This window comes from Streptomyces sp. 8N616 (genome assembly GCF_052246385.1).
Lineage (GTDB): Bacteria > Actinomycetota > Actinomycetes > Streptomycetales > Streptomycetaceae > Streptomyces.
In genome coordinates this window covers 21,579-41,312 of the sequence record NZ_JBQQBY010000057.1, presented here as the reverse complement: position 1 = coordinate 41,312, position 19,734 = coordinate 21,579, and the positions used below count along the sequence as shown (strand labels likewise).

The 19,734-nt window shown below is 69.8% G+C and carries 17 protein-coding genes and 1 pseudogene; 9 read left to right on the top strand and 9 right to left on the bottom strand.

All coding sequences use genetic code 11. The features are described 5' to 3' along the window. The 3 genes from ACTWQC_RS33970 to ACTWQC_RS33960 form a co-directional block, all read right to left on the bottom strand. Window positions 1–307, bottom strand: a 307-nt coding sequence (locus tag ACTWQC_RS33970; RefSeq protein ID WP_443319708.1) for a WXG100 family type VII secretion target, incomplete at its 3' end; no start/stop codon positions are given. A 261-nt stretch (window positions 308–568) separates the two neighbouring features. Then, window positions 569–1,486, bottom strand: a complete 918-nt coding sequence (locus ACTWQC_RS33965) for a hypothetical protein (protein WP_443319707.1) — start codon at window positions 1,484–1,486, stop codon at window positions 569–571. A gap of 89 nt (window positions 1,487–1,575) precedes the next feature. Then, complete coding sequence (locus tag ACTWQC_RS33960; protein ID WP_443319706.1) at window positions 1,576–2,226, bottom strand: hypothetical protein; 651 nt, start codon at window positions 2,224–2,226, stop codon at window positions 1,576–1,578. A gap of 327 nt (window positions 2,227–2,553) precedes the next feature. On the opposite strand from ACTWQC_RS33960, the pseudogene ACTWQC_RS33955 reads away from it, so the two are divergent. Then, window positions 2,554–2,978 (top strand): annotated as a pseudogene (locus ACTWQC_RS33955) (FadR/GntR family transcriptional regulator); the annotation flags it as partial. A 51-nt stretch (window positions 2,979–3,029) separates the two neighbouring features. Here the strand turns inward: ACTWQC_RS33955 and leuE are convergent. Next, window positions 3,030–3,710, bottom strand: a complete 681-nt coding sequence (gene leuE, locus ACTWQC_RS33950; protein ID WP_443319705.1) for a leucine efflux protein LeuE — start codon at window positions 3,708–3,710, stop codon at window positions 3,030–3,032. Window positions 3,711–3,868: 158 nt separating this feature from the next. Continuing rightward, window positions 3,869–5,449 carry an acyl-CoA mutase large subunit family protein gene (locus ACTWQC_RS33945; protein WP_443319712.1) on the bottom strand — a complete coding sequence of 527 codons (1,581 nt, stop codon included), beginning with the start codon at window positions 5,447–5,449 and terminating at the stop codon, window positions 3,869–3,871. Window positions 5,450–5,576: 127 nt separating this feature from the next. Between ACTWQC_RS33945 and ACTWQC_RS33940 the strand changes: the two genes are divergently transcribed. Further along, window positions 5,577–6,425: a L,D-transpeptidase family protein gene (locus tag ACTWQC_RS33940; protein WP_443319704.1), complete on the top strand. Its 849-nt coding sequence runs from the start codon at window positions 5,577–5,579 to the stop codon at window positions 6,423–6,425. A gap of 218 nt (window positions 6,426–6,643) precedes the next feature. Here the strand turns inward: ACTWQC_RS33940 and ACTWQC_RS33935 are convergent, their stop codons facing one another. Together ACTWQC_RS33935 and ACTWQC_RS33930 are read right to left on the bottom strand one after the other, a co-directional pair. Further along, the gene (locus tag ACTWQC_RS33935) at window positions 6,644–7,903 is read right to left on the bottom strand and encodes a hypothetical protein (RefSeq protein ID WP_443319703.1); all 1,260 of its coding nucleotides are present in this window, start codon (window positions 7,901–7,903) and stop codon (window positions 6,644–6,646) included. After that, window positions 7,903–8,658 carry an RNA polymerase sigma factor gene (locus tag ACTWQC_RS33930; protein ID WP_443319711.1) on the bottom strand — a complete coding sequence of 252 codons (756 nt, stop codon included), beginning with the start codon at window positions 8,656–8,658 and terminating at the stop codon, window positions 7,903–7,905. Before ACTWQC_RS33930 ends, ACTWQC_RS33935 begins: the two co-directional genes overlap by 1 nt. Before the next feature lie 505 nt (window positions 8,659–9,163). Here ACTWQC_RS33930 and ACTWQC_RS33925 point away from each other — a divergent pair. After that, window positions 9,164–9,490 (top strand): GNAT family N-acetyltransferase, encoded by a 327-nt coding sequence (locus ACTWQC_RS33925; protein WP_443319702.1) that lies wholly within the window; start codon window positions 9,164–9,166, stop codon window positions 9,488–9,490. 524 nt (window positions 9,491–10,014) lie between these two features. Here ACTWQC_RS33925 and ACTWQC_RS33920 read toward each other — a convergent pair. Next, entirely contained in the window at window positions 10,015–11,640 is a 1,626-nt protein-coding gene (locus ACTWQC_RS33920) for a beta-N-acetylhexosaminidase (protein WP_443319710.1), read from the bottom strand. Between the two features lie 215 nt (window positions 11,641–11,855). Here ACTWQC_RS33920 and ACTWQC_RS33915 point away from each other — a divergent pair, with 215 nt between their 5' ends. The 6 genes from ACTWQC_RS33915 (at window position 11,856) to ACTWQC_RS33890 (ending at window position 17,346) form a co-directional block, all read left to right on the top strand. Then, on the top strand, window positions 11,856–12,437 hold the full coding sequence (locus tag ACTWQC_RS33915; protein ID WP_443319701.1) for a 2-oxo-4-hydroxy-4-carboxy-5-ureidoimidazoline decarboxylase: 582 nt from the start codon (window positions 11,856–11,858) through the stop codon (window positions 12,435–12,437). A gap of 190 nt (window positions 12,438–12,627) precedes the next feature. Beyond that, window positions 12,628–13,008: a succinate dehydrogenase, cytochrome b556 subunit gene (gene sdhC, locus ACTWQC_RS33910; RefSeq protein WP_443319700.1), complete on the top strand. Its 381-nt coding sequence runs from the start codon at window positions 12,628–12,630 to the stop codon at window positions 13,006–13,008. A gap of 5 nt (window positions 13,009–13,013) precedes the next feature. Next, window positions 13,014–13,499, top strand: coding sequence for a succinate dehydrogenase hydrophobic membrane anchor subunit (locus tag ACTWQC_RS33905; RefSeq protein WP_443319699.1), 486 nt, complete (start codon window positions 13,014–13,016; stop codon window positions 13,497–13,499). A 20-nt stretch (window positions 13,500–13,519) separates the two neighbouring features. Then, window positions 13,520–15,274 (top strand): succinate dehydrogenase flavoprotein subunit, encoded by a 1,755-nt coding sequence (gene sdhA / locus ACTWQC_RS33900; protein ID WP_443319698.1) that lies wholly within the window; start codon window positions 13,520–13,522, stop codon window positions 15,272–15,274. Then, window positions 15,274–16,041 carry a succinate dehydrogenase iron-sulfur subunit gene (locus ACTWQC_RS33895; protein WP_443319697.1) on the top strand — a complete coding sequence of 256 codons (768 nt, stop codon included), beginning with the start codon at window positions 15,274–15,276 and terminating at the stop codon, window positions 16,039–16,041. Before sdhA ends, ACTWQC_RS33895 begins: the two co-directional genes overlap by 1 nt. Window positions 16,042–16,344: 303 nt before the next feature. Continuing rightward, window positions 16,345–17,346: a trypsin-like serine peptidase gene (locus ACTWQC_RS33890; RefSeq protein WP_443319696.1), complete on the top strand. Its 1,002-nt coding sequence runs from the start codon at window positions 16,345–16,347 to the stop codon at window positions 17,344–17,346. Between the two features lie 296 nt (window positions 17,347–17,642). Here ACTWQC_RS33890 and ACTWQC_RS33885 read toward each other — a convergent pair whose 3' ends face one another. Next, the gene (locus tag ACTWQC_RS33885) at window positions 17,643–18,896 is read right to left on the bottom strand and encodes a helix-turn-helix domain-containing protein (RefSeq protein WP_443319695.1); all 1,254 of its coding nucleotides are present in this window, start codon (window positions 18,894–18,896) and stop codon (window positions 17,643–17,645) included. Between the last annotated feature and the right edge of the window lie 838 nt (window positions 18,897–19,734).

Below are 19,734 nucleotides of genomic sequence, written 5' to 3'. Positions count from 1 at the left end.
CCTGCGCCTTCTCCAACTCCGGCCAGTACGCCGCCAAAGCGTCCCCGGCCAAGTCATAGGACTTCTTCAGCTTCCGCAGGTTCTTCGGAACGTCCTCGAACTCGGACGTGAAGGCATCGGCCGACTTGCCCGCCCACTTCAGCAGCGCGTCATCCTCGGCCATGCCCTTGATCTGCCGCAGCGCATCCCCGACATCGTCGGCGAACGCGTGCAGCCTCCGCGCCAGCCCCTTGACCCGCTCCGGATCCCCCGGAACCGGATCGGACTCCAGGTCAAGGACATGCCAATCCGTCGGCCGATACCCCACCCCGAACAACCCCCGTCATGCCAACAGCCAGTCACGGTGCACGAGCAACGCACGTACATACGAATCTAGCCGGTGTGTCTGACGAGGTGGAAGGGCGTAACGCACCGAGGCCATCAGGCAGCTGACGGTACGGCAGCAAGAAAGGGGGCCGATGCTTGTGGCGCCGACGCCGTCGGCAAGGTCGTCCAGCTCAGGTCCTAAGGGTTCAGCTCGCTACTCGGGCCGTCACCGGCACGGCCCGAGTCCCCGTCGAGTCCACCATCACCGGACGATGGTCTGTACTTCCTGGACCTGTACGTCCTGTTCGGAGATCGAGTAGCCGTCGGGTAGAGCATCAGGCTCCGTGGGACCGTCCGGGCCGCCGGTTGCTGTCCAGGTGACCTTCCAGGTGATCTGAGCCTTGAGGGGGTAGGACCCGTCGTTCGTGGCCTTGCGGTATGTGACGTTGCAGTCGGCTTCGGACGAGTCGACCTGAAAGGAGTCGCCGGGCTTGGCGAAGTCGTAGGTACACGACTGAGGTTCGGCGTACTGCGTGCCGGCCTCGACGCGCAGGGAAACGGGGACAGCGACCACTGTCGCGGCAAGGTTCGCGTTCGGCAGCTCGGCTGTCACCCACACACGGTCAATGCCGTTGTCGAATTTGACGTACGTGGCCAGGTTGACCTTCTGTTTGTCCGCAGCGGGGCTCAGCGTTACTTTGCGTGAGGGCAACTTGGTCGCACCATAAGCAATGTCAGACAGCATCTTGGGCGTAATGGCGAGGCCATCCGGGGCGGGGTCTGCCGGGCCGACCCACCGCCAGGATTCCGTAGCAGGGCACTGGACCATCGCCTGGCCGGGCGGAAGGTGATCGTTCTGAACGAGCATCCACCACTTGCCGTCGTCACCCTTGTGGTAGTCGATCTCGTTCATCTCCGACATGACCTGGTTGTAGTAGTCATAGACCGTGTCGGCACCCCCCTTTCCGGCCTCCTCGTACTTGGCTTTGATGTAGGCCTTGAACTCGTCCGGGCTGAAGAACGGTTCGTACCAGCAAGGAGGCGCAGTCCAGTTGGTGTCGGACGAAACGAGCGGCTTGGCGTCGCCGCCGTCACTGCTGCCCGTCACCTGAACGCGCGTCGTTATCTCGGTGCCGTCGCTGCCGGCATCCGCTTCCGGCTCCGTGGTCGGAGGCTTCACCCCCGTCCCGGCGACAGCCGGGGAAGACGCAATACCGAGGAGAGCCAGGCAGATTCCCCCGACAGCAAGTCCGCGACTGAATCGGGACCTCAGCTGATCTGGCACGACTTCGCCCTCTCCGTGTACGCGTAGCGGATGACCTGCCAGTCCCCCGACGTGTTCTTCGCGAGGCCCAGCGACCACTGGCTGAAGTCATCGAGAGACGGAGTTGTCTTCTCGACCTTGCCTGTCTTGCGGTTCTTGGCGTATCCCTTTCGCTGATCCTCGCAGTACGTGACACCTGCGGTGGCCTTACCCGTGAGCTTTACGGTCGGCCGGTAGTAGTGGAACGACCCGGTGATCGTCTTCCCGGACTTCCCGAAGTCGTTGATCGTGTCCGCGAACTTGGCACCCTGGAGGCCGGTCCAGTACCGCTTGTAATTCGCTGCACCCCCGTCCCCCTTGACCTGAGCCTCGAGGACGGCCTTGATCGCGTACGTAGTGTCGAGGAGCGCTTCGTTCTGTGTGGCGTTCTCGCCGGTGAACCCGTCGATGTTCACCTTGACGTCCGACGGCAGGTCGAAGGTCGGAGCGTCCGCTGCCGACTCCGACGCGGTCGGGGCCGCGGAGGTCGGGTCGCTTGAATTGGCGCCCTCGATCTTGTCTGGTCCCTCTTCGCTGCCGCCTCCGCCACAGGCGGCCAGCAGCAGTGCCGCCGTCGCGGACAACGCGACGGCGATGGGCGCAGAGGTGCGGGTCACGGTCAACTCCCCCGTGTGGAACGGATCGTGGGCGTCGCTCTGTGGTGGTACCACGCAGCTAGGTGCCTGTGCTTCCCCCACAGATTCACGTGGCGCTTCCGTGACTGCGAGTCACGGGGTGTCACGAGTATGCCGCTTAAGCTTAGCGTTCACAGGACCAGCCCGTGTGGTCGGTCTGGCATGGCCATGCCGTCTCCCTCCCGGACTGTCGTTTCAGAAGCGACACTTCCGCACCAGAACCAACGCCGTGGGCCATCTGACGGGTGGGCCAGGGCGTCGGCGGCGGCAGAAGGCCGGCTAGATGATCAAGGACAGGAGGAGGACCCCCGCTGGCGGCTGGCGGGCGCCGACCGGCCGCGCCAGCTGCGCTCACTGACCGTGCTGCGCTCGGCCGTCGAGCCGGCCACCGCCGAGGAGTGCCGAGCTCACCCAGCACGCGCTGGGCATGGTGGCCACCTCGCGCGGCCAGCAGCTGGAGGCCTATCTGGTGCACGACGTGGCGTTCCACCGGGTGGTCCTGCGGGTCTCGCGCAACGAGATGTTCGCCCGGCTCGGCGATGCGGTCGCCGAGGTGCTGGCCGGGCGCACCGAGCACCACGTCATGTTCACCGACCCGGACCCGGCGGCCGTCACCCTCCACGTACAGGTCACCGAAGCCGTACGGGCCCGGGACACGGCCCGCGCCGAACAGCTGACCCGCGAGATCACGATCGGCGCGAATGGCCGAACTCGACGTGCTCGCGCCGAAGTAGACCGACGACGCCTCTGACCGCGCCTCTGACTCGCGCCTCTGACCTGGGCCTCTAACCCGCGCTGCTGAGCGACAGCTTCGCCGCGAAGCCCAGGAACAGCGCGCCCGCAGCCGAGGTCACCGTCGCCGTCAGCCGCCTGCGGCGCCGGAACTGGGCGGCCAGCGCGCTGCCGCCGCATATCAGCGCGGTCAGGTAGAGGAAGCTGCACAGCGTGGCCAGCGAGCCGAGCAGCAGGAACGACAGCGCCGGGTGGGCGTACCCGGGGTCCACGAACTGCACGAAGAAGGACACGAAGAAGAGGATCGCCTTCGGGTTGAGCAGACTGATCACCAGGGCGCGGCGGTACGGACGCTCCGCCCCGTCGGAGCCCTCCACGGCCTCCGCTCCCGAGGTGACGGCCGCCTCCATGGCGGCCCGCTGCTCGTGGCGCGACCGCCACAGGGCCCACGCGGAGCGCAGCATCCCTATCGCCATCCACGTGAGATAGCCGGCGCCCGCGTACTTCACGATGCCGTACAGCAGGGCGTTGGCCTGCAGCAGCGAGGCGACGCCCGCCGCCGACAGCACCATCAGCACGGCGTCGCCGCAGAAGACCCCGCACGCGGCCAGGTATCCCGTACGCACCCCGCGCCGGGCCGCGACCGATATCACGTACAGCGAGTTCGGCCCCGGCAGCAGGATGATCAGTACGAGTCCGGCCAGATACGTCGGAAGGTCAGTCACGCCCAGCATGAGCCGGAGTCTGGCACAGGGCTCCGACAATTCGCACAACCGTCCACATGCCAGAAGAACGGCCCGCCGGCGCCTCCCGAAAGCCGGAAAGGCCGGAAGGCCGGAAGGCCGGAAGCGAGAAGACCGGAAGCCGGAAGGCCCTCAGACGCGTGAAGCCCTCAGAACACGTCGCTCGGCACGTACGTGCCCCAGACCTCCCTCAGCGCGTTGCACACCTCGCCGAGCGTGGCCCGGGCCGCCAGCGCGTCCTTCATCGGGTAGAGGACGTTGTCACTGCCCTCAGCCGCCTTCTTCAGCGCCCCCAGCGCCGCGTCCGCCGCCGCCTGGTCGCGCCCGGCCCGCAGCCTCGCCAGCCGTTCCGCCTGCCGCACCTCGATCGCCGCGTCGACCCGCAGCGGCTGATACGGCTCCTCCTCGTCCAGCTGGAAGCGGTTGACGCCGACCACGACCCGCTCCCCCGCGTCCGTCTCCTGCGCGATCCGGTACGCGCTGCGCTCGATCTCGCCCTTCTGGAAGCCCTGCTCGATAGCACTGACCGCGCCGCCCAGCTCCTCGACCCGCTCCATCAGCTCCACGGCCGCGGCCTCCACCTCGTCCGTCAGCCGCTCCATCGCGTAGGAGCCGGCGAACGGGTCCACGGTGGCGGTGACATCGGTCTCGTACGCCAGGACCTGCTGCGTGCGCAGCGCCAGCCGGGCGGACTTGTCCGTCGGGAGGGCGATGGCCTCGTCGAAGGCGTTGGTGTGCAGCGACTGCGTGCCGCCGAGGACCGCCGCGAGCCCCTGCACCGCCACCCGCACCAGGTTCACCTCCGGCTGCTGGGCGGTCAGTTGCACCCCGGCCGTCTGCGTGTGGAAGCGCAGCATCATCGACTTGGGGTCCCTGGCGCCGAACTCCTCCCGCATCACTCGCGCCCAGATGCGCCTGGCCGCCCGGAACTTGGCGATCTCCTCGAGGATCGTCGTCCGTGAGACGAAGAAGAACGACAGCCGCGGCGCGAAGTCGTCCACGTCCATCCCGGCCGCCACAGCCGTACGGACGTACTCGATGCCGTCGGCGAGCGTGAACGCGATCTCCTGCGCGGGCGTGGCCCCGGCCTCCGCCATGTGATAGCCGGAGATCGAGATCGTGTTCCACTTCGGGACCTCGGCCCTGCAGTACTTGAAGATGTCCGCGATCAGCCGCAGCGAGGGCTTCGGCGGGAAGATGTACGTGCCGCGCGCGATGTACTCCTTGAGCACGTCGTTCTGAATGGTCCCGGTCAGCTGCGCGGCCGGGACGCCCTGCTCCTCGGCCACCAGCTGGTAGAGGAGCAGCAGCAGCGCGGCGGGCGCGTTGATCGTCATCGACGTCGAGACCTTGTCCAGCGGAATGCCGTCGAAGAGCACCCGCATGTCCTCGACCGAGTCGATGGCGACGCCGACCTTGCCGACCTCGCCGTGCGCGATGGGCGCGTCCGAGTCGTGGCCCATCTGCGTCGGCAGGTCGAAGGCGACGGACAGGCCCATGGTGCCGTGGGCGATCAGGTCCCGGTACCGGGCGTTGGACTCGGCGGCCGTGCCGAAGCCCGCGTACTGGCGCATGGTCCAGGGGCGGCCGCTGTACATGGTCGGGTACACGCCGCGTGTGAAGGGGTACGCGCCGGGCTCGCCCAGCTGCCCGGCCGCGTCCCAGCCGGCCAGCGCGTCCGGGCCGTACACCGGCTCGATGGGAAATCCGGACTGCGACTCGCGCGCCATCTGCTGTGCCTCCCATAGAGCGGCCGGGGCTTTCTCCACAGCATGTACCCGTGGTTCAGCCACAGGCAGCACCGGGAACAGATGAAAGGGGAAAGATCGGGAGAACGGGGGAGGACGGGGGACGAATATGCGCAAGAAAACCACCATGGGCCGAGCGGTCGCGGCCTCCGCCGTCCTGGCGCTGTCCGCGGGATCGGCCGCGGGCTGCAAGGCCGTGGCGACGCAGCCGGGCGCGGGGAACGGCTCGGCGCGTACGGCTCAGGCGTCCGCCCCCGAGCCCGCCCCTCGAACGGACGCGGCCGAGCACGCCGACGCCAAGCCGGCGAAGCCGCAGGGTCCCGCCCAGACGCTGATCATGGTCTCCGGCGCGAGGGGCATGATGGTCAGGGAGCTGCAGGCGCGGCTGCGCGAGCTGGCCCTCTTCGACCGCAACCCGACCGGCTACTACGGCTCGATCACCACGGCCGCCGTGACGTCCTTCCAGGCCCGGCACGGCCTCGCCCGCACCGGATCGGTCGACACCGGCACCTGGGCCAGGCTGCGGGCCCTGACCGGGCAGCCGTCCCAGTGGGCGCTCCACCCGCCCACGAGCAAGCCCCTCGGCCGGCCCGACCCGCGCTGCCTCACCGGCCGCGCCCTGTGCATCAACAAGAGCAGCAGCACGCTCGCGTGGATGATCGACGGCAGGGTCGTCTCGGCGATGGACGTCCGGTTCGGCTCGCAGTACACGCCGACCCGTGAGGGCACCTTCAGCGTCTACTACAAGAGCCGGAGCCACTTCTCGACGATCTACAAGACGCCGATGCCGTACGCGCTGTTCTTCAGCGGCGGGCAGGCGGTGCACTATTCGGCCGACTTCGCGGCCCGCGGCTACAGCGGTGCTTCGCACGGCTGCGTCAACGTACGCGACAAAGCGAAGATCGCCTCGCTCTTCGCCCAGACCCGGATCGGCGACAAGGTCGTCATCTACCGCTAGGTAGCCGGGGGAAGGGCGGATGGGGCGGAATTCACCGACAGAGCTCAGCCATCGGGAGGCGAGCAGAAAGGCGGAAAAGAGAGGGCGCGGGCGGGGCCGGGGGAACGTGCCCCGCCCGCGCCATATGCGTGGAGCCGCAGGTACGGGGGGAACCCCGGCTCACACACCGCCGATGACCAGTCGGCTCACTACCTACTGCGCCAGGGGGCCGAAAAGTGTCACAGCGCTGGTTGAACCGTGGACGGACCAGCGGAAGAGGACTCCGGGGAGGCGGAGGACGACGGGGCGGGGGACGTGCTGGAGGACGGCGCGGGAGCGGGCGCGAACCCGGGCGACTGCGTGTCCGCGCGGGGCTCCGCGGGCGCTACGGCCCGGTCGCCGTCGTCCTCGCCGCCGCCGTCCTTGTCGCCCTTCTCGCTGCCGCTGTCGCCGTCGTCGCCGCCATCGTGGCCCTTGCCGCCGCCGTTGCGGCCGGAGTCGCCGTCGCGGTTCTCGTCGAGGACGCGGTCGCAGTAGCGGTCCAGGGCCTTGGAGCCGCCAGCGGCCTTCTCGAGACGGCGCTCCGTACGCCGGTCGAGCGTGCCCGCCTCATGCTTGCGGCACACGTCGACGGCCGCCTTCTGCCGGTCGCCCCCCTTGCCGTCGGGCACCAGCCACATGTCGCCCTCCGGCGTGCTGCCGCCGCCCTCCGACGCGTTGGGGCCGCCGTCGCGGGAGTCACCGCGGCCGTAGCCCTCGCCGGTCCCGGTCCCCTCGCCGGTCCCGGACGGGGACCGGGAGGGCTGCCGGGTGTCCTCGGTGATCGAGGGCGGCGAGGAGAGTGCCTCGCCCGTCGGGGCAGCCGACACGCTCTGCGCGGGCGCCGGCTCGCCGCTCTCGCCGCCGAACGGCGTGGGCAGGACGCCCGCGCCCGCGGCGACCGCGACTCCGCCCAGCGCACATCCGGCGATCGCCACGGCCAGGCCCACCCGCAGCGGCCGGCCCATGCGGGACGGCCACCCAGGTCTCGCGATCCGTACGATCTCCGGCGTCTGTGACGAGTGGGGCGCATGCACCGGCTTCGGCGCCCCGGAAGCGGCGGGCGCAGCATCAGCGGCACGCGCGGCATCGGCACGACGCGCAGCATCGACGGCACGCGGAGCATCAGCCGTAAAAGGGGCACCACCGAAAGCCTGCCGACCGCTTTCCTCGCGCGTAGAACCGGAGCGCAGAGCGGTGGCGCGCTCCTCAACGGCCTTCCGGAAAGCCGCCGTCGCGGCGGCCTCACCCGCAAGCTCGCCCTCGCGCAGCCCGTGCCCGCTGCCCACCGCGGGGCCGGCGCCCGCTTCTGTCAGCGCCTCGGCCAGCGCCTCGGCGAGCCGCTCGGCCTGCGCACGCGCGCTCGCATCGTCGGGTCCGACCGCGGCGTCGACCGGTTCCCCGCGCAGCAACCGCTCCGCAGTGTCCTTGTCGAGCCAGCTGTACCGGTCGTCGGCCATCACATGTCCTTCTGCGTCCGCGGTCCGGAATCCGTCACACCGGCGGATGTGACCTCGCCCTGGTGCGGATCCCTCTGTGGCGGCACTCCGTCAAGTCCTCCCGCGCCGGCGTCCGGTCCGCCGGCGGATTCCGCGACCGGGCCGGAAGCGGCGTCCCCGGCGGCCGGGTCCGGGACATCGTCGCCCTCTCCCGGCTCCGCCGTCTCTCCCGCCCCCAGCAGCTCCGCGAGCCGCCGCAGCCCGCGGTGCGCGGCCGTACGGACCGCGCCCGGCCGTTTGCCGAGCACCCCCGCCGCGCTCTTCGCGTCGAGGCCCACCACGACCCGTAGCACCACCGCTTCGGCCTGGTCCTGCGGCAGCCTCGCGATCAGGCGGAGCGTACGGCCCGTGCCGATCGCCTCCAGCGCCTCGCTCGCCGTGTCCGCGTCGGCCGCCTTGTCCGCGAGCTCGGTCTCGTCGCCGCCGATAGCCGGCCTGCGGCCACGCATCCGGATGTGATCGAGCGCCCGGTTTCGGGCTATTCGTGCAGCCCAGCCCCTGAAGCGGTCCGCGTCACCGCTGAACCGCTCCAGGTCGCGGGCTATCTGGAGCCACGCCTCTGAAGCCACGTCCTCCGCGTCCGGCTCGCCGACCAGCGTCCGCACATAGCCGAGCAGCCGCGGGTGCACCGCTCTGTACACAGTCCGGAAAGCGGTCTCGTCCCCGTCCTGTGCCGCGTGCACCGCGGCAGTCAGCTCCGCGTCGTCCCCCAGCACGCCCTCATCCTGCTTCACTCGTCCCTGTCCGGACCCGCGGGCGCCGAGCTCGATGCCGACCGTCCACGTCACGCGGGAACCAGAAGTTGACGACTGGAGTAAACCATGCCCCGGCATCGGCGCCGCCCGGCGCGATCCAGCACGCTAGGGCCTATGACGGGTGCGCGTCCACGTCCGGGCCGGTGTGACAGAAACTGAGCGCCGTACGCAGAGGGGAGTATGGGCCCCTTCCGGGCCCTCACCGACGACGGCCGGGGTCTCTCCTGTGGGGGGTGGCGACCCCGGCCGTCCCCTGTGAAATCCGCGTGAATCCGCTGGACTCCGGCCCGCGGCCGGGCCCCGGCACCGCCCGCGGTCCCTCCCCCGGGCGGCCGCCCCGGCGCCTCCGGAATCCCGGCCTCGCCGAAATCCCGGCCTCGCCGAAATTCCTTCGCGATTCCGTCGCCGCCGCGCCGGCCCACCGCGTACGGTTGCGCCGAGCGAATCTTCCTGGACCGAGCGCCTGGTGCTGCGCCGGTTCACCGAGGCCGATGCGGACCTGCTCGTCGCCCTCGACGCCGATCCGGATGTCATGCGCTTCCTCGGCAACGGCAGCCCGACGCCGCCCGAGATGATCATCGACGAGGTCCTGCCCGCGATCCTGCGCCGCTACGAGCGCTTCCCCGGGTTCGGCCACTGGGCGGCGCTGGAGAGGTCCTCCGGCGCGTTCCTGGGCTGGTTCGAGTTCCGGCCGCCGGAGGAGGCCGCCGACCCAGAGAGCGTCGAACTGGGGTACCGGCTGCACAGGCGGCCTGGGGCAGGGGCTACGCCACCGAGGGCTCGCACGCGCTGATCCGCAAAGGCTTCACCGAACCTCGAACCCGGAAATCGTCGATGACGAACGGCGGGTACGTCTCCGCCAAGGCGCGGTAGCCGGACGGCAGCGTCCCCCAACGCCCGGCAGAGCCGTCCAGTCCACGCTGCGGCGCGATGTCGCGCGCCACCGCGTCATCGAAGGGGGCGCGGCCTCCAGTTCCCCGATGCTCAGCATGTCGTCTGCCATTCCGGTGCGTTCACGACCCGTCACGCCCTCGTCCAGGTTCTGCTCGGTGTCCGGGAATCCGTACACATTCACCGACGCACCGTCACGGAATCTTTCTGCCGTCAACGGGCGGGGGCGATGGCGGTGTGCGTATCGGTGCCGGGCGCCACCATGGACCGGATCATGGTCTCAAACCCCGCCGCGCATCCGCGCATAGCCATCGGCTGAGCACTGTTACCGCGCGGAGGAGACCCGGTACATCCGCGAGGGTGGTAGCTCTGGGGCCCGGGCGGCCTGCCCGGGCCCCAGCGACGGGTTCGGCCGCCCCGCGCCCGTCAGCGACGCTGGGCGAGCCGGTCGGCGAGCGCGACGAACTCAGGCCAGTCGAGCGGGGGCTTGCCCGGGTCCCACAGCTTCTGGGCCACCGCTGCCAGCGGCAACCGGATGCCGGCCGCGACCTGCTCCTCGGTCTGCGCGTTCGCGATGTCGGACCACACGGCGAAGCGGCCGCCCGGCACCTCGCCGGGTTCGGTGGACGACGAGGACAGCGCCTGCGTGCCGCGCAGCACCGCCGGGGTCCACTCCTTGTAGATCCGCTCACCCGTTGGATAGATGAACTGGTTCGGCTGCCCGAGCACGTAGTAGAGGTACTCGTCGTTGAGGTTGACCACCGTGCGGCCCTCGGCCAGGTACTCCGCGGGCTGCCGCTCGCCGATCTCCTTGCCCGTCCAGTACTCGACCTCGATCCCCTTGTCGGGGCTCACCACCCCGCCGCTGAAGAACCCGTCGTTCCACGCCTTGGGCCGCTTGCCCGCCGCCCGTACGACCGCCGCCCGGTCGTTGAGCCAGCCGGTCGCCAGGTCCTGCACGCGCGCGTTGGCCCCGTACTTCTCGCGCGCCGCGGCCGCCAGCTGCGGATAGGTCGCTTCGGGGTTCCTGGCCATCAGCGCCTGGTACTCGTCGGCGCCGATGTGCATGTACGGGCCGGGGAAGACGCCCGCGTACTCGCGCAGCAGGTCGTCGACGATCCGCGCCGCCTGCGGGTTCGTGATGTTGACCGCACCGCGCGCGGGGTTGCCGGACGCGCTGGTCAGCTGGAGCGAGGGGTGCGCGCCGATCACCGCGCCCAGGTGGCCCGGCGAGTCGATCTCGGGGATGACGGTGATGTGCAGGCTCTTGGCGAGGTCGAGGATGCGGCGCAGCTCGGCCTTGGTGAGGTGCTGCTCGGAGACGATCTCGGGGTGCGTGGAGCTCTCGATCCGGAAGCCCTGGTCGTCGGAGAAGTGGAGCCCGAGCTGGTTGAGTTTGAGGTCGGCCAGCTGCCGTAGCCGGGCCTCGATCCAGCCCGCCGTGTAGTGCTTGCGCGCGATGTCGAGCTGGAAGCCGCGCTGCGGACGGTCGGGGCGGTCGTCGATGACGCCCTCGGGGACCTTTCCGCCGGAGCGGAGCGACTGCAGGAGGGTGCGGGTGCCGTAGAAGACCCCGGCGTCGGCGGCTCCGGTGATGCTGACCCGGCCGTCGCGCGTGGTGAGCCGGTAGCCCTCGGCGCCGCCGCGCTGCCCGGGGCGGATGGCCAGCTCGACGTCGCCCGCCTTGGCGGGCGGCTTGCCGTACTCGGCCTTGAGTTCGCCGGCGAGCATGCGGGCCTCGTCGGCGAGCGGCCCGTCCGGGGCGGCGACGACGCGCGTGCCGTCCCCGGGCTTCCAGCCGGGCCCGGCGCCGGGGTCGAACTCGCGGACGGAGGGGATGGTGCGCGGCGGCGAGGACGGGGCGTACGTGGTGGGGGGACGGCTCGCGGGCGCGCTGCTGACGGGTGACCGGTCGTCGCCGCCGCGCGGCCCGCCGTTCCCGTCGCCGTCCGAGCAGCCGGCGAGCACGGCGCTCGCGAGCGCCACGGCTACCCACGGGGCGACCCACGCGGCAAGCCGCGCTGGCAGCCGTCCCGGCCTCGTCACATGCATCATCCGTTTAAAACCTCCCAATTAAGGACGAAGGTACGTGTTCCTGTTCGCTTTTGCGTCTACTACGCGCGTGCATTCGCTCCCGTCCGGGTGAAATTCAGGTATCCGTCGGACCGTGGCCGAGATGCACCGATACGGTGGCGCCTCAGTCGCATCTCCAGTCCCCAGCTGCCCCTCAGGACTGGTCCGCGCGCCAGGGAATCCCAGAGGAGCCCATGCTGACCAGCGACTTTCCGGCCAGCCCGCCGCACCGGGAACCTGCCACGCCGTCGGCCAGGAGCGCCCGGTGGCCGGTACCGGCACAGAGCCGCGGCAGCGGCCCCGCCGTCACCGCAGCCCTGCCCGGTCTCGACCGCTTCAACACCGCCGCCCCCGCCGCCGCGGAAGCCGCACTGCTCGGCTGCTGCGCCAGCGGCCGCTGGGCGCGCCGCCTCGCCGCCCACCGCCCCTACCCCGACGTCGATGCGCTCCTCGCCGCGGCGGACGAGGCGAGTTACGACCTGACGGCCGCCGACCTGGCCGAGGCCCTCGCCGAAGAATCGGTTGCCCACACCCTCCCCGCCAGGACCGGATCCGCCGCACTCACCGCGCTGCGCGCCGCCCACGCCGCGTACGAGAGCCGCTTCGGGCACGTCTTCGTGATCTGCGTGGACGGGCTGCGCCCCGACGAGCTGCTCGACCACGTCCTCGCCGGGATCCGCGCGCGGCTCGGCCACGAGGTGGAGGAGGAGCGCGCCGTCACCGCCGACGAGCTGCGCAGGACCGCCCGCGGCCGGCTCGCCCGCCTTGTGGCGTAAGCCCGGAATCACGGGCTTTCACATCGCCTGGTAGGCCGTACGTGCCTGTTTGATCACACCTACGGGCCCCCGCCCGGGTGAGCCGACAACCCGTCGCTACGATGGCCAGGGCCGGTGGACCGTACCCGGCCGGGCTCGACCGACAGTGAAGCCGGCAGAGCCCCAATCCCCGCTTCCGGAGGGTTTTTCCGTGCCGGCTGGAACGCTGTACCGCGGCCGGGAAGGCATGTGGTCCTGGGTGGCTCATCGAGTCACCGGTGTCCTCATCTTCTTCTTCCTGTTCGTTCACGTGCTCGACACCGCTCTCGTCCGCGTCTCCCCCGAGGCGTACGACGACACCATCGCGCTCTACAAGACGCCCCTGGTCGCACTCATGGAGTACGGCCTGGTCGCCGCCATCCTCTTCCACGCGCTCAACGGCCTGCGCGTCGTGGCCGTGGACTTCTGGTCCAAGGGCGCGCGCTACCAGAAGCAGATGCTGTGGACCGTCATGGGCATCTGGATCGTGCTGATGGCGGGGGCCGTCTACCCCGTCCTCAACCACGCCGCGCGCGAGCTGTTCGGGAGCTGAAAGACATGGCATCCACTGAGACTCCGTCGACCGGGTCGGTCGAGCTGACCGACTCCAGCGCCGCGTACGGCCCGGACAACCCGGCGCCCGTCATCGAGGCGCCGCGGGCCCGTACCGGCAGGACGCCGAAGGCGACGCGGACGAACTTCGAGATGTACGGCTGGCTGTTCATGCGGCTGTCCGGCATCGTGCTCGTCGTCCTGGTCATCGGCCACCTGCTGATCCAGCTGGTGCTGGACGGCGGCGTGAGCAAGATCAGCTTCGCGTTCGTGGCCGGCCGCTGGGCCTCGCCGTTCTGGCAGATCTGGGACCTGCTCATGCTGTGGCTGGCCATGCTGCACGGCGCCAACGGCCTGCGGACGGTCATCAACGACTACGCCGAGCGGGACAACACGCGCTTCTGGCTGAAGATGCTGCTGTACACCGCCACCGTCTTCACCGTCCTCCTGGGCACGCTGGTGATCTTCACCTTCGACCCGAACATCCGCTAGAGCCGGGGCTGACGCACGACATGAAGATTCACAAGTACGACACCGTCATCGTCGGCGCCGGCGGCGCCGGGATGCGCGCGGCCATCGAGGCCACCCAGCGCAGCCGTACCGCCGTTCTGACGAAGCTCTACCCGACCCGCTCCCACACCGGCGCCGCCCAGGGCGGCATGGCCGCCGCCCTCGCGAACGTCGAGGAGGACAACTGGGAGTGGCACACCTTCGACACGATCAAGGGCGGCGACTACCTGGTCGACCAGGACGCCGCCGAGATCCTGGCGAAGGAGGCCATCGACGCGGTCCTCGACCTCGAGAAGATGGGCCTGCCGTTCAACCGCACCCCGGGCGGCACGATCGACCAGCGCCGCTTCGGCGGGCACTCCCGCAACCACGGCGAGGCCCCGGTCCGCAGGTCCTGCTACGCGGCCGACCGCACCGGACACATGATCCTCCAGACGCTGTACCAGAACTGCGTCAAGGAGGGCGTGGAGTTCTTCAACGAGTTCTACGTCCTCGACCAGTTGATCACAGAGGTCGACGGGATCAAGCGGTCCGCGGGCGTCATCGCGTACGAGCTGGCCACCGGTGAGATCCACGTCTTCCAGGCGAAGGCCGTGATCTACGCCTCGGGCGGCTGCGGCAAGTTCTTCAAGGTGACCTCCAACGCGCACACCCTGACCGGTGACGGCCAGGCCGCCGTCTACCGCCGCGGTCTGCCGCTGGAGGACATGGAGTTCTTCCAGTTCCACCCGACCGGCATCTGGCGCATGGGCATCCTCCTGACCGAGGGCGCGCGCGGCGAGGGCGGCATCCTCCGCAACAAGGACGGCGAGCGCTTCATGGAGAAGTACGCGCCCGTCATGAAGGACCTCGCCTCGCGTGACGTCGTCTCCCGCTCGATCTACACCGAGATCCGGGAGGGGCGGGGCTGCGGTCCGGAAGGCGACCACGTCTTCCTGGACCTGACCCACCTGCCGCCGGAGCAGCTGGACGCCAAGCTGCCGGACATCACCGAGTTCGCGCGGACGTACCTGGGCATCGAGCCGTACACGGACCCGATCCCGATCCAGCCGACCGCGCACTACGCGATGGGCGGCATCCCGACGAACGTCCAGGGCGAGGTGCTGGCCGACAACACCACGGTCGTGCCGGGCCTGTACGCGGCCGGCGAGGTCGCCTGCGTCTCGGTGCACGGCGCCAACCGCCTGGGCACCAACTCCCTGCTCGACATCAACGTCTTCGGCCGCCGGGCCGGCATCGCCGCCGCCGAGTACGCCGCGAAGGCCGACTACGTGGAGCTGCCCGAGGACCCGGCGCAGCTCGTCGTGGACCAGGTCGAGCGGCTGCGCAACGCCACCGGCACGGAGCGGGTCACCGAACTGCGCAAGGCGCTGCAGGAGACCATGGACGCCAACGTGATGGTGTTCCGCACCGAGCAGACGATCAAGACTGCCGTCGAGAAGATCGCCGAGCTGCGCGAGCGCTACAAGAACGTCGCCATCCAGGACAAGGGCAAGCGGTTCAACACCGACCTGCTGGAGGCCATCGAGCTGGGCAACCTGCTCGACCTGGCCGAGGTCATGGCCGTGTCCGCGCTGGCCCGCAAGGAGTCCCGCGGCGGTCACTACCGCGAGGACTACCCGAACCGGGACGACGTCAACTTCATGCGCCACACCATGGCGTACCGCGAGGTGGGCGACGACGGCACCGAGTCCATCCGCCTCGACTACAAGCCGGTCGTCCAGACCCGCTACCAGCCGATGGAGCGTAAGTACTGATGAGCACCCCGACGCTCGACAAGGTCGAGGACGCGAAGCCCGCCGAGGCCCCCTCGCCGTACATCACGGTCACCTTCCGGATCCGCCGGTTCAACCCGGAGGTCTCGGCCGAGGCGACCTGGCAGGACTTCGAGGTCGAGATCGACCCGAAGGAGCGCGTACTCGACGCACTCCACAAGATCAAGTGGGACCTGGACGGCTCGCTGACCTTCCGGCGCTCCTGCGCGCACGGCATCTGCGGCTCCGACGCGATGCGCATCAACGGCCGCAACCGGCTGGCCTGCAAGACGCTGATCAAGGACATCACCCCTGAGAAGCCGATCACGGTCGAGGCCATAAAAGGCCTTACGGTCCTCAAGGACCTGGTCGTGGACATGGAGCCGTTCTTCCAGGCGTACCGGGACGTGATGCCGTTCCTGGTCACGACGGGGAACGAGCCGACGCGCGAGCGCCTGCAGTCCGCCGAGGACCGCGAGCGCTTCGACGACACCACCAAGTGCATCCTGTGCGCCGCCTGCACGACCTCGTGCCCGGTGTTCTGGAACGACGGCCAGTACTTCGGCCCGGCGGCGATCGTCAACGCGCACCGCTTCATCTTCGACTCGCGCGACGAGGCGGGTGAGCAGCGGCTGGAGATCCTGAACGACAAGGACGGCGTCTGGCGCTGCCGCACCACCTTCAACTGCACGGACGCCTGCCCGCGCGGTATCGAGGTGACGAAGGCGATCCAGGAGGTGAAGCGGGCGCTGATCACGCGCCGCTTCTGAGGCTTCCTGTTCCGGCAGGACCGCGCGGGCTTGCCTTCGCCGGTACGACCCCGGGGCCCCGCTTCCGTAGGACACGGAGGCGGGGCCCTTCTCGTTGCGCCGATTGCGGCCACAGGCCTCGACGGGAAATGACTCACCGTCAACTTTCCTCACATTTCTTTGACGTGCCCCTGACTAAAGCGCCGGTTCCGGTGGCACTCTCTCCTTCGGCACTTCCGCACCGCTCCACCGGGCCGCCCATCCCGCGGCCCGGCCCCCACCGCCCGCGCGGCACCCCGCGCGGCCGCTGCAGAAGGAGTACGCGTGAGACGCACCCCCCGCTCCGTCCTCGGCGCCCTCTTCGCCCTGGGCGCCCTGCTCACCGCAGGAACACTGGCCGCACCGGCCGGCGCGGCCCCCCGCCCCGCCCCCGCCCCGGTGGCCGTCCACGCCGCCGCGGACTCCGCGGCCGCACACCAGCGCATCAGCGACTTCTGGACCGCGGAGCGGATGCGCGAAGCCGCCCCGCTCGACCTGCTGTCCGTCACCCCGGCGGACATCGCGGCCGGCTCGGCCGCGGTGGCCGGCGGCGGCGAAGAGACGACCGTCGCGCCCGTCGGCCCGTCCGGCGCGGGCATCCAGGCCTTCCCCCAGGGCGGTGGGCCCTGGACCGGCGGCGGAAAGGTCCTCGCCACGGCGGGACGGGTCTTCTTCACCTACAACGGCCGCACCGCCTCATGCTCCGGCAACGCCGTGACCAGCGCCAACGCCAGTACGGTGCTCACCGCGGGGCACTGCGTCAAGCTCGAGGGCAACTGGCACACCAACTGGGTGTTCGTCCCCGGCTACCACGACGGCCAGGCCCCGTACGGCAGGTGGACGGCGGCCAAGACGCTCTCCACGCCCCAGTGGTCGGCGAGCGAGGACATCAACTACGACGTCGGCGCGGCCGTTGTCAGCCCTCTGGACGGCAAGCGGCTCACCGAGGTCGTCGGTGGCCAGGGCGTGGCCTTCAACACCGGCTACACCGTGGACATGTACGCCTTCGGCTTCCCGGCGGCCGCCCCGTACGACGGGGAGAAGTTCATCTACTGCAGCGGGGCGACCTTCCGGGACTTCCTGCTCTCCAACGACCACGGCATGACCTGTGACATGACCGGCGGCTCCAGCGGCGGCCCGTGGTTCACGAAGTTCGACGAGGGCTCCGGCACCGGTCTGCAGTCCTCGGTGAACAGCTTCAAGTACAACTTCCTCCCGGACGCGATGTTCGGACCGTACTTCGGCGACGACGCCGAGAATCTCTACGAGCAGGCGCAATCGGCCTGACATGCCCGTCACGTCCCGGTGTGCCGTGGCCCCCGCCTCTCCCCGGATGCGGGGGCCACAGCGTGGGTTCCACGGGAAAGCGCTGGGCATGTCCGCTCGCTGTATTCAGAGCGCTCTACTGCGCGATCGGCCCATCGTCCGACCCTAAATGTCTGATTTCCGTGGGCCGTTCGTGCAGCAGAGACGTTGAGCAGAGGACCCCGCATGCACGCGGACCCGCGGTCGGTCGCCTTTGAAGCGCACGACGACGTACGGGGCCGTCGTGCTGTCGGCCGTGCCTGTCCTACGAGGGCGCCTCAGTCGTAGTCACGGAGTGCGGCGACGACCTGCCGTCCTTCCTTCGCCCCTCGGCGCATGAGCACCGCGGCCGTGGTGTGCAGTTCGTTCCACGAGTGCGGACGCCCGACGGCGGCGGCGTCGGGAACGCTTGCCAGGGCCACGGAAGCCGCTTGTGCCGACTCGCCCGCCCCGGCGAGCGCGTGCGCGAGGCAGGCGCGGAACCAGGTCTTGTCACGCCGGTACTCGTCCGGCAGCGCGTCGAGCCCGACCGTGAGCTGATCCACGGCCGCCTGCCAGTCACGCAGGTGCAGCGCCGCCATGCCGCGTTGCAGGGTGAACCATGTCTCGTCGTAGAAGTACATCCACACCGGCTCGTTCTCGGGGCGCTCGGACGCCCTGCTGATGAGCCCCTGCGCCTCGTCGAGAAGGCGCCGGGCCTCGTCGGCCTCGCCGCCTAGCGCGTGGCCACGGGCGACCATCTGCGTGGCCATCCCCTGCACGCCGAGGGACGTGCCGGGCGCCGACCAGCGGGAGGCTTCCGCCAACCGGACACACCGCGTCGCCCGGCCCTTCGACCACGCCATATGCGCCTTCATATTGAGCGTCGTGGCAGCCATGTTGACGTCCGCAGCCTCCAACGCCCACTCATGGGAACGGTCGTACCAAGCCAGCGCGGTGGCCGTGTCGTCCTGGTCCTGCGCCATCCATGCGAGGAACTGGGCGTGTTCGGCAGCGAGCCTCACGACGCGGTCGGACAATGGGCCGCGCGCTCCCGCGTACAAGTCGACGACGGTACGGAGCTGCTGACGCATCACATCGACAAGCGGCCGTGAACCAATGAGGTCTTCGGCCCTGCGGTGCTCTGCGAGCAGGCGGTCAAACCAATCGAGGGTTGCGGCGTCTACGCGGTGCGATGCGTCAACCACGCTGGTCACCCGAGTCAAGAGGTCTTCGTCCGGCGCGGCCCCTGGAAGAGCCAGCCCCGCCACAGGTGCTGTGTCCCTGGCCAGTTGCGCGGCAGCGGCTTGCAGACCGGGAGGCACGCTGAGACCCGCCGCGATGCGCTGCCGTACGTCCACGGAAGTCACGCGGCGACGCCCGCGCTCGATCTCGGACACATCGGGTTGGGCGAGACCCACACGTTCTCCGAGCTTGGTCTGGCTCACGCCGGTGAGCTTCCGGTACGTGCGGAAGACGGCACCCCAGTCCTCGCTGGTGACCGCCGCTGCCAGCTCCGGGTGGGACCACAGGCCCTCGGGAATCTCCCCCATATCTCAAATATAGGGCGGCCCTATAGGGCGACGGGATGGGATCAACGGGCGGGGCTCGAAAGGGTCTTGATGACGAAAGACCCCCGCGACCGTGGTGGACGGCCCGGGGGCGTGGCCATCAACCCCGGGAGGTTGACGACGTGGGACAACGTATCCGAAGGGCCTTCGAAACGCTGCTGCGGTGGCTCCTGCCTGCCCAGGGCTGCCGTCGTGCAGTCGAGGTGGCAAAGCTGTGAAGCGGGGCGAAACCCCCCGGGAGCAGGCCATGAGTGCCCCGCATGGCCTGACGATCAGCGTCTACCGGGTCGACCCCGCCACAGGGCAGCGGACAACAGTGCGTGAGCCGAGGACTGTTTTGGCCGCTGAGGCCCCGATAACGACCCACGCGTTCCCGCCATGCCAATGCCCCCGCTGTAAGCCCGCACCCCGCCCGGAGGCCACCCGGTGACGCTGTCGCAGAACTACGCCCGTTGCCAGATAGCACACCGACCAGCCGGTTGAGGTCGCAGTAGTGCACGGGGGATCCGGACCCGGGTTCGCCGTGTACGCCCGCCCGGAGTGCGCGAGGACCTACCCCCTGGCACGCGACGACGACGCGCTCGCGTTCCTCGAAGCCGCGCAGGCATGGCGCTCACAGGCACACAACGATGAGATGTAGGCACCGCGCTGGCTCCCCTCTCTGGTCGCGCTGATCCCCGCGGCGCAGCCAGAGAGGGCAGAAGCTATCTGAGCGGACACCCACCCCGAGCTGAGCCCCAGGGATTCGCCCTGGTCGTCGCGTACGCGGGCGGATCGCCGTCATGTGCTAGGCCTTCCCCTGCTCCGCCGACTAGGGCTG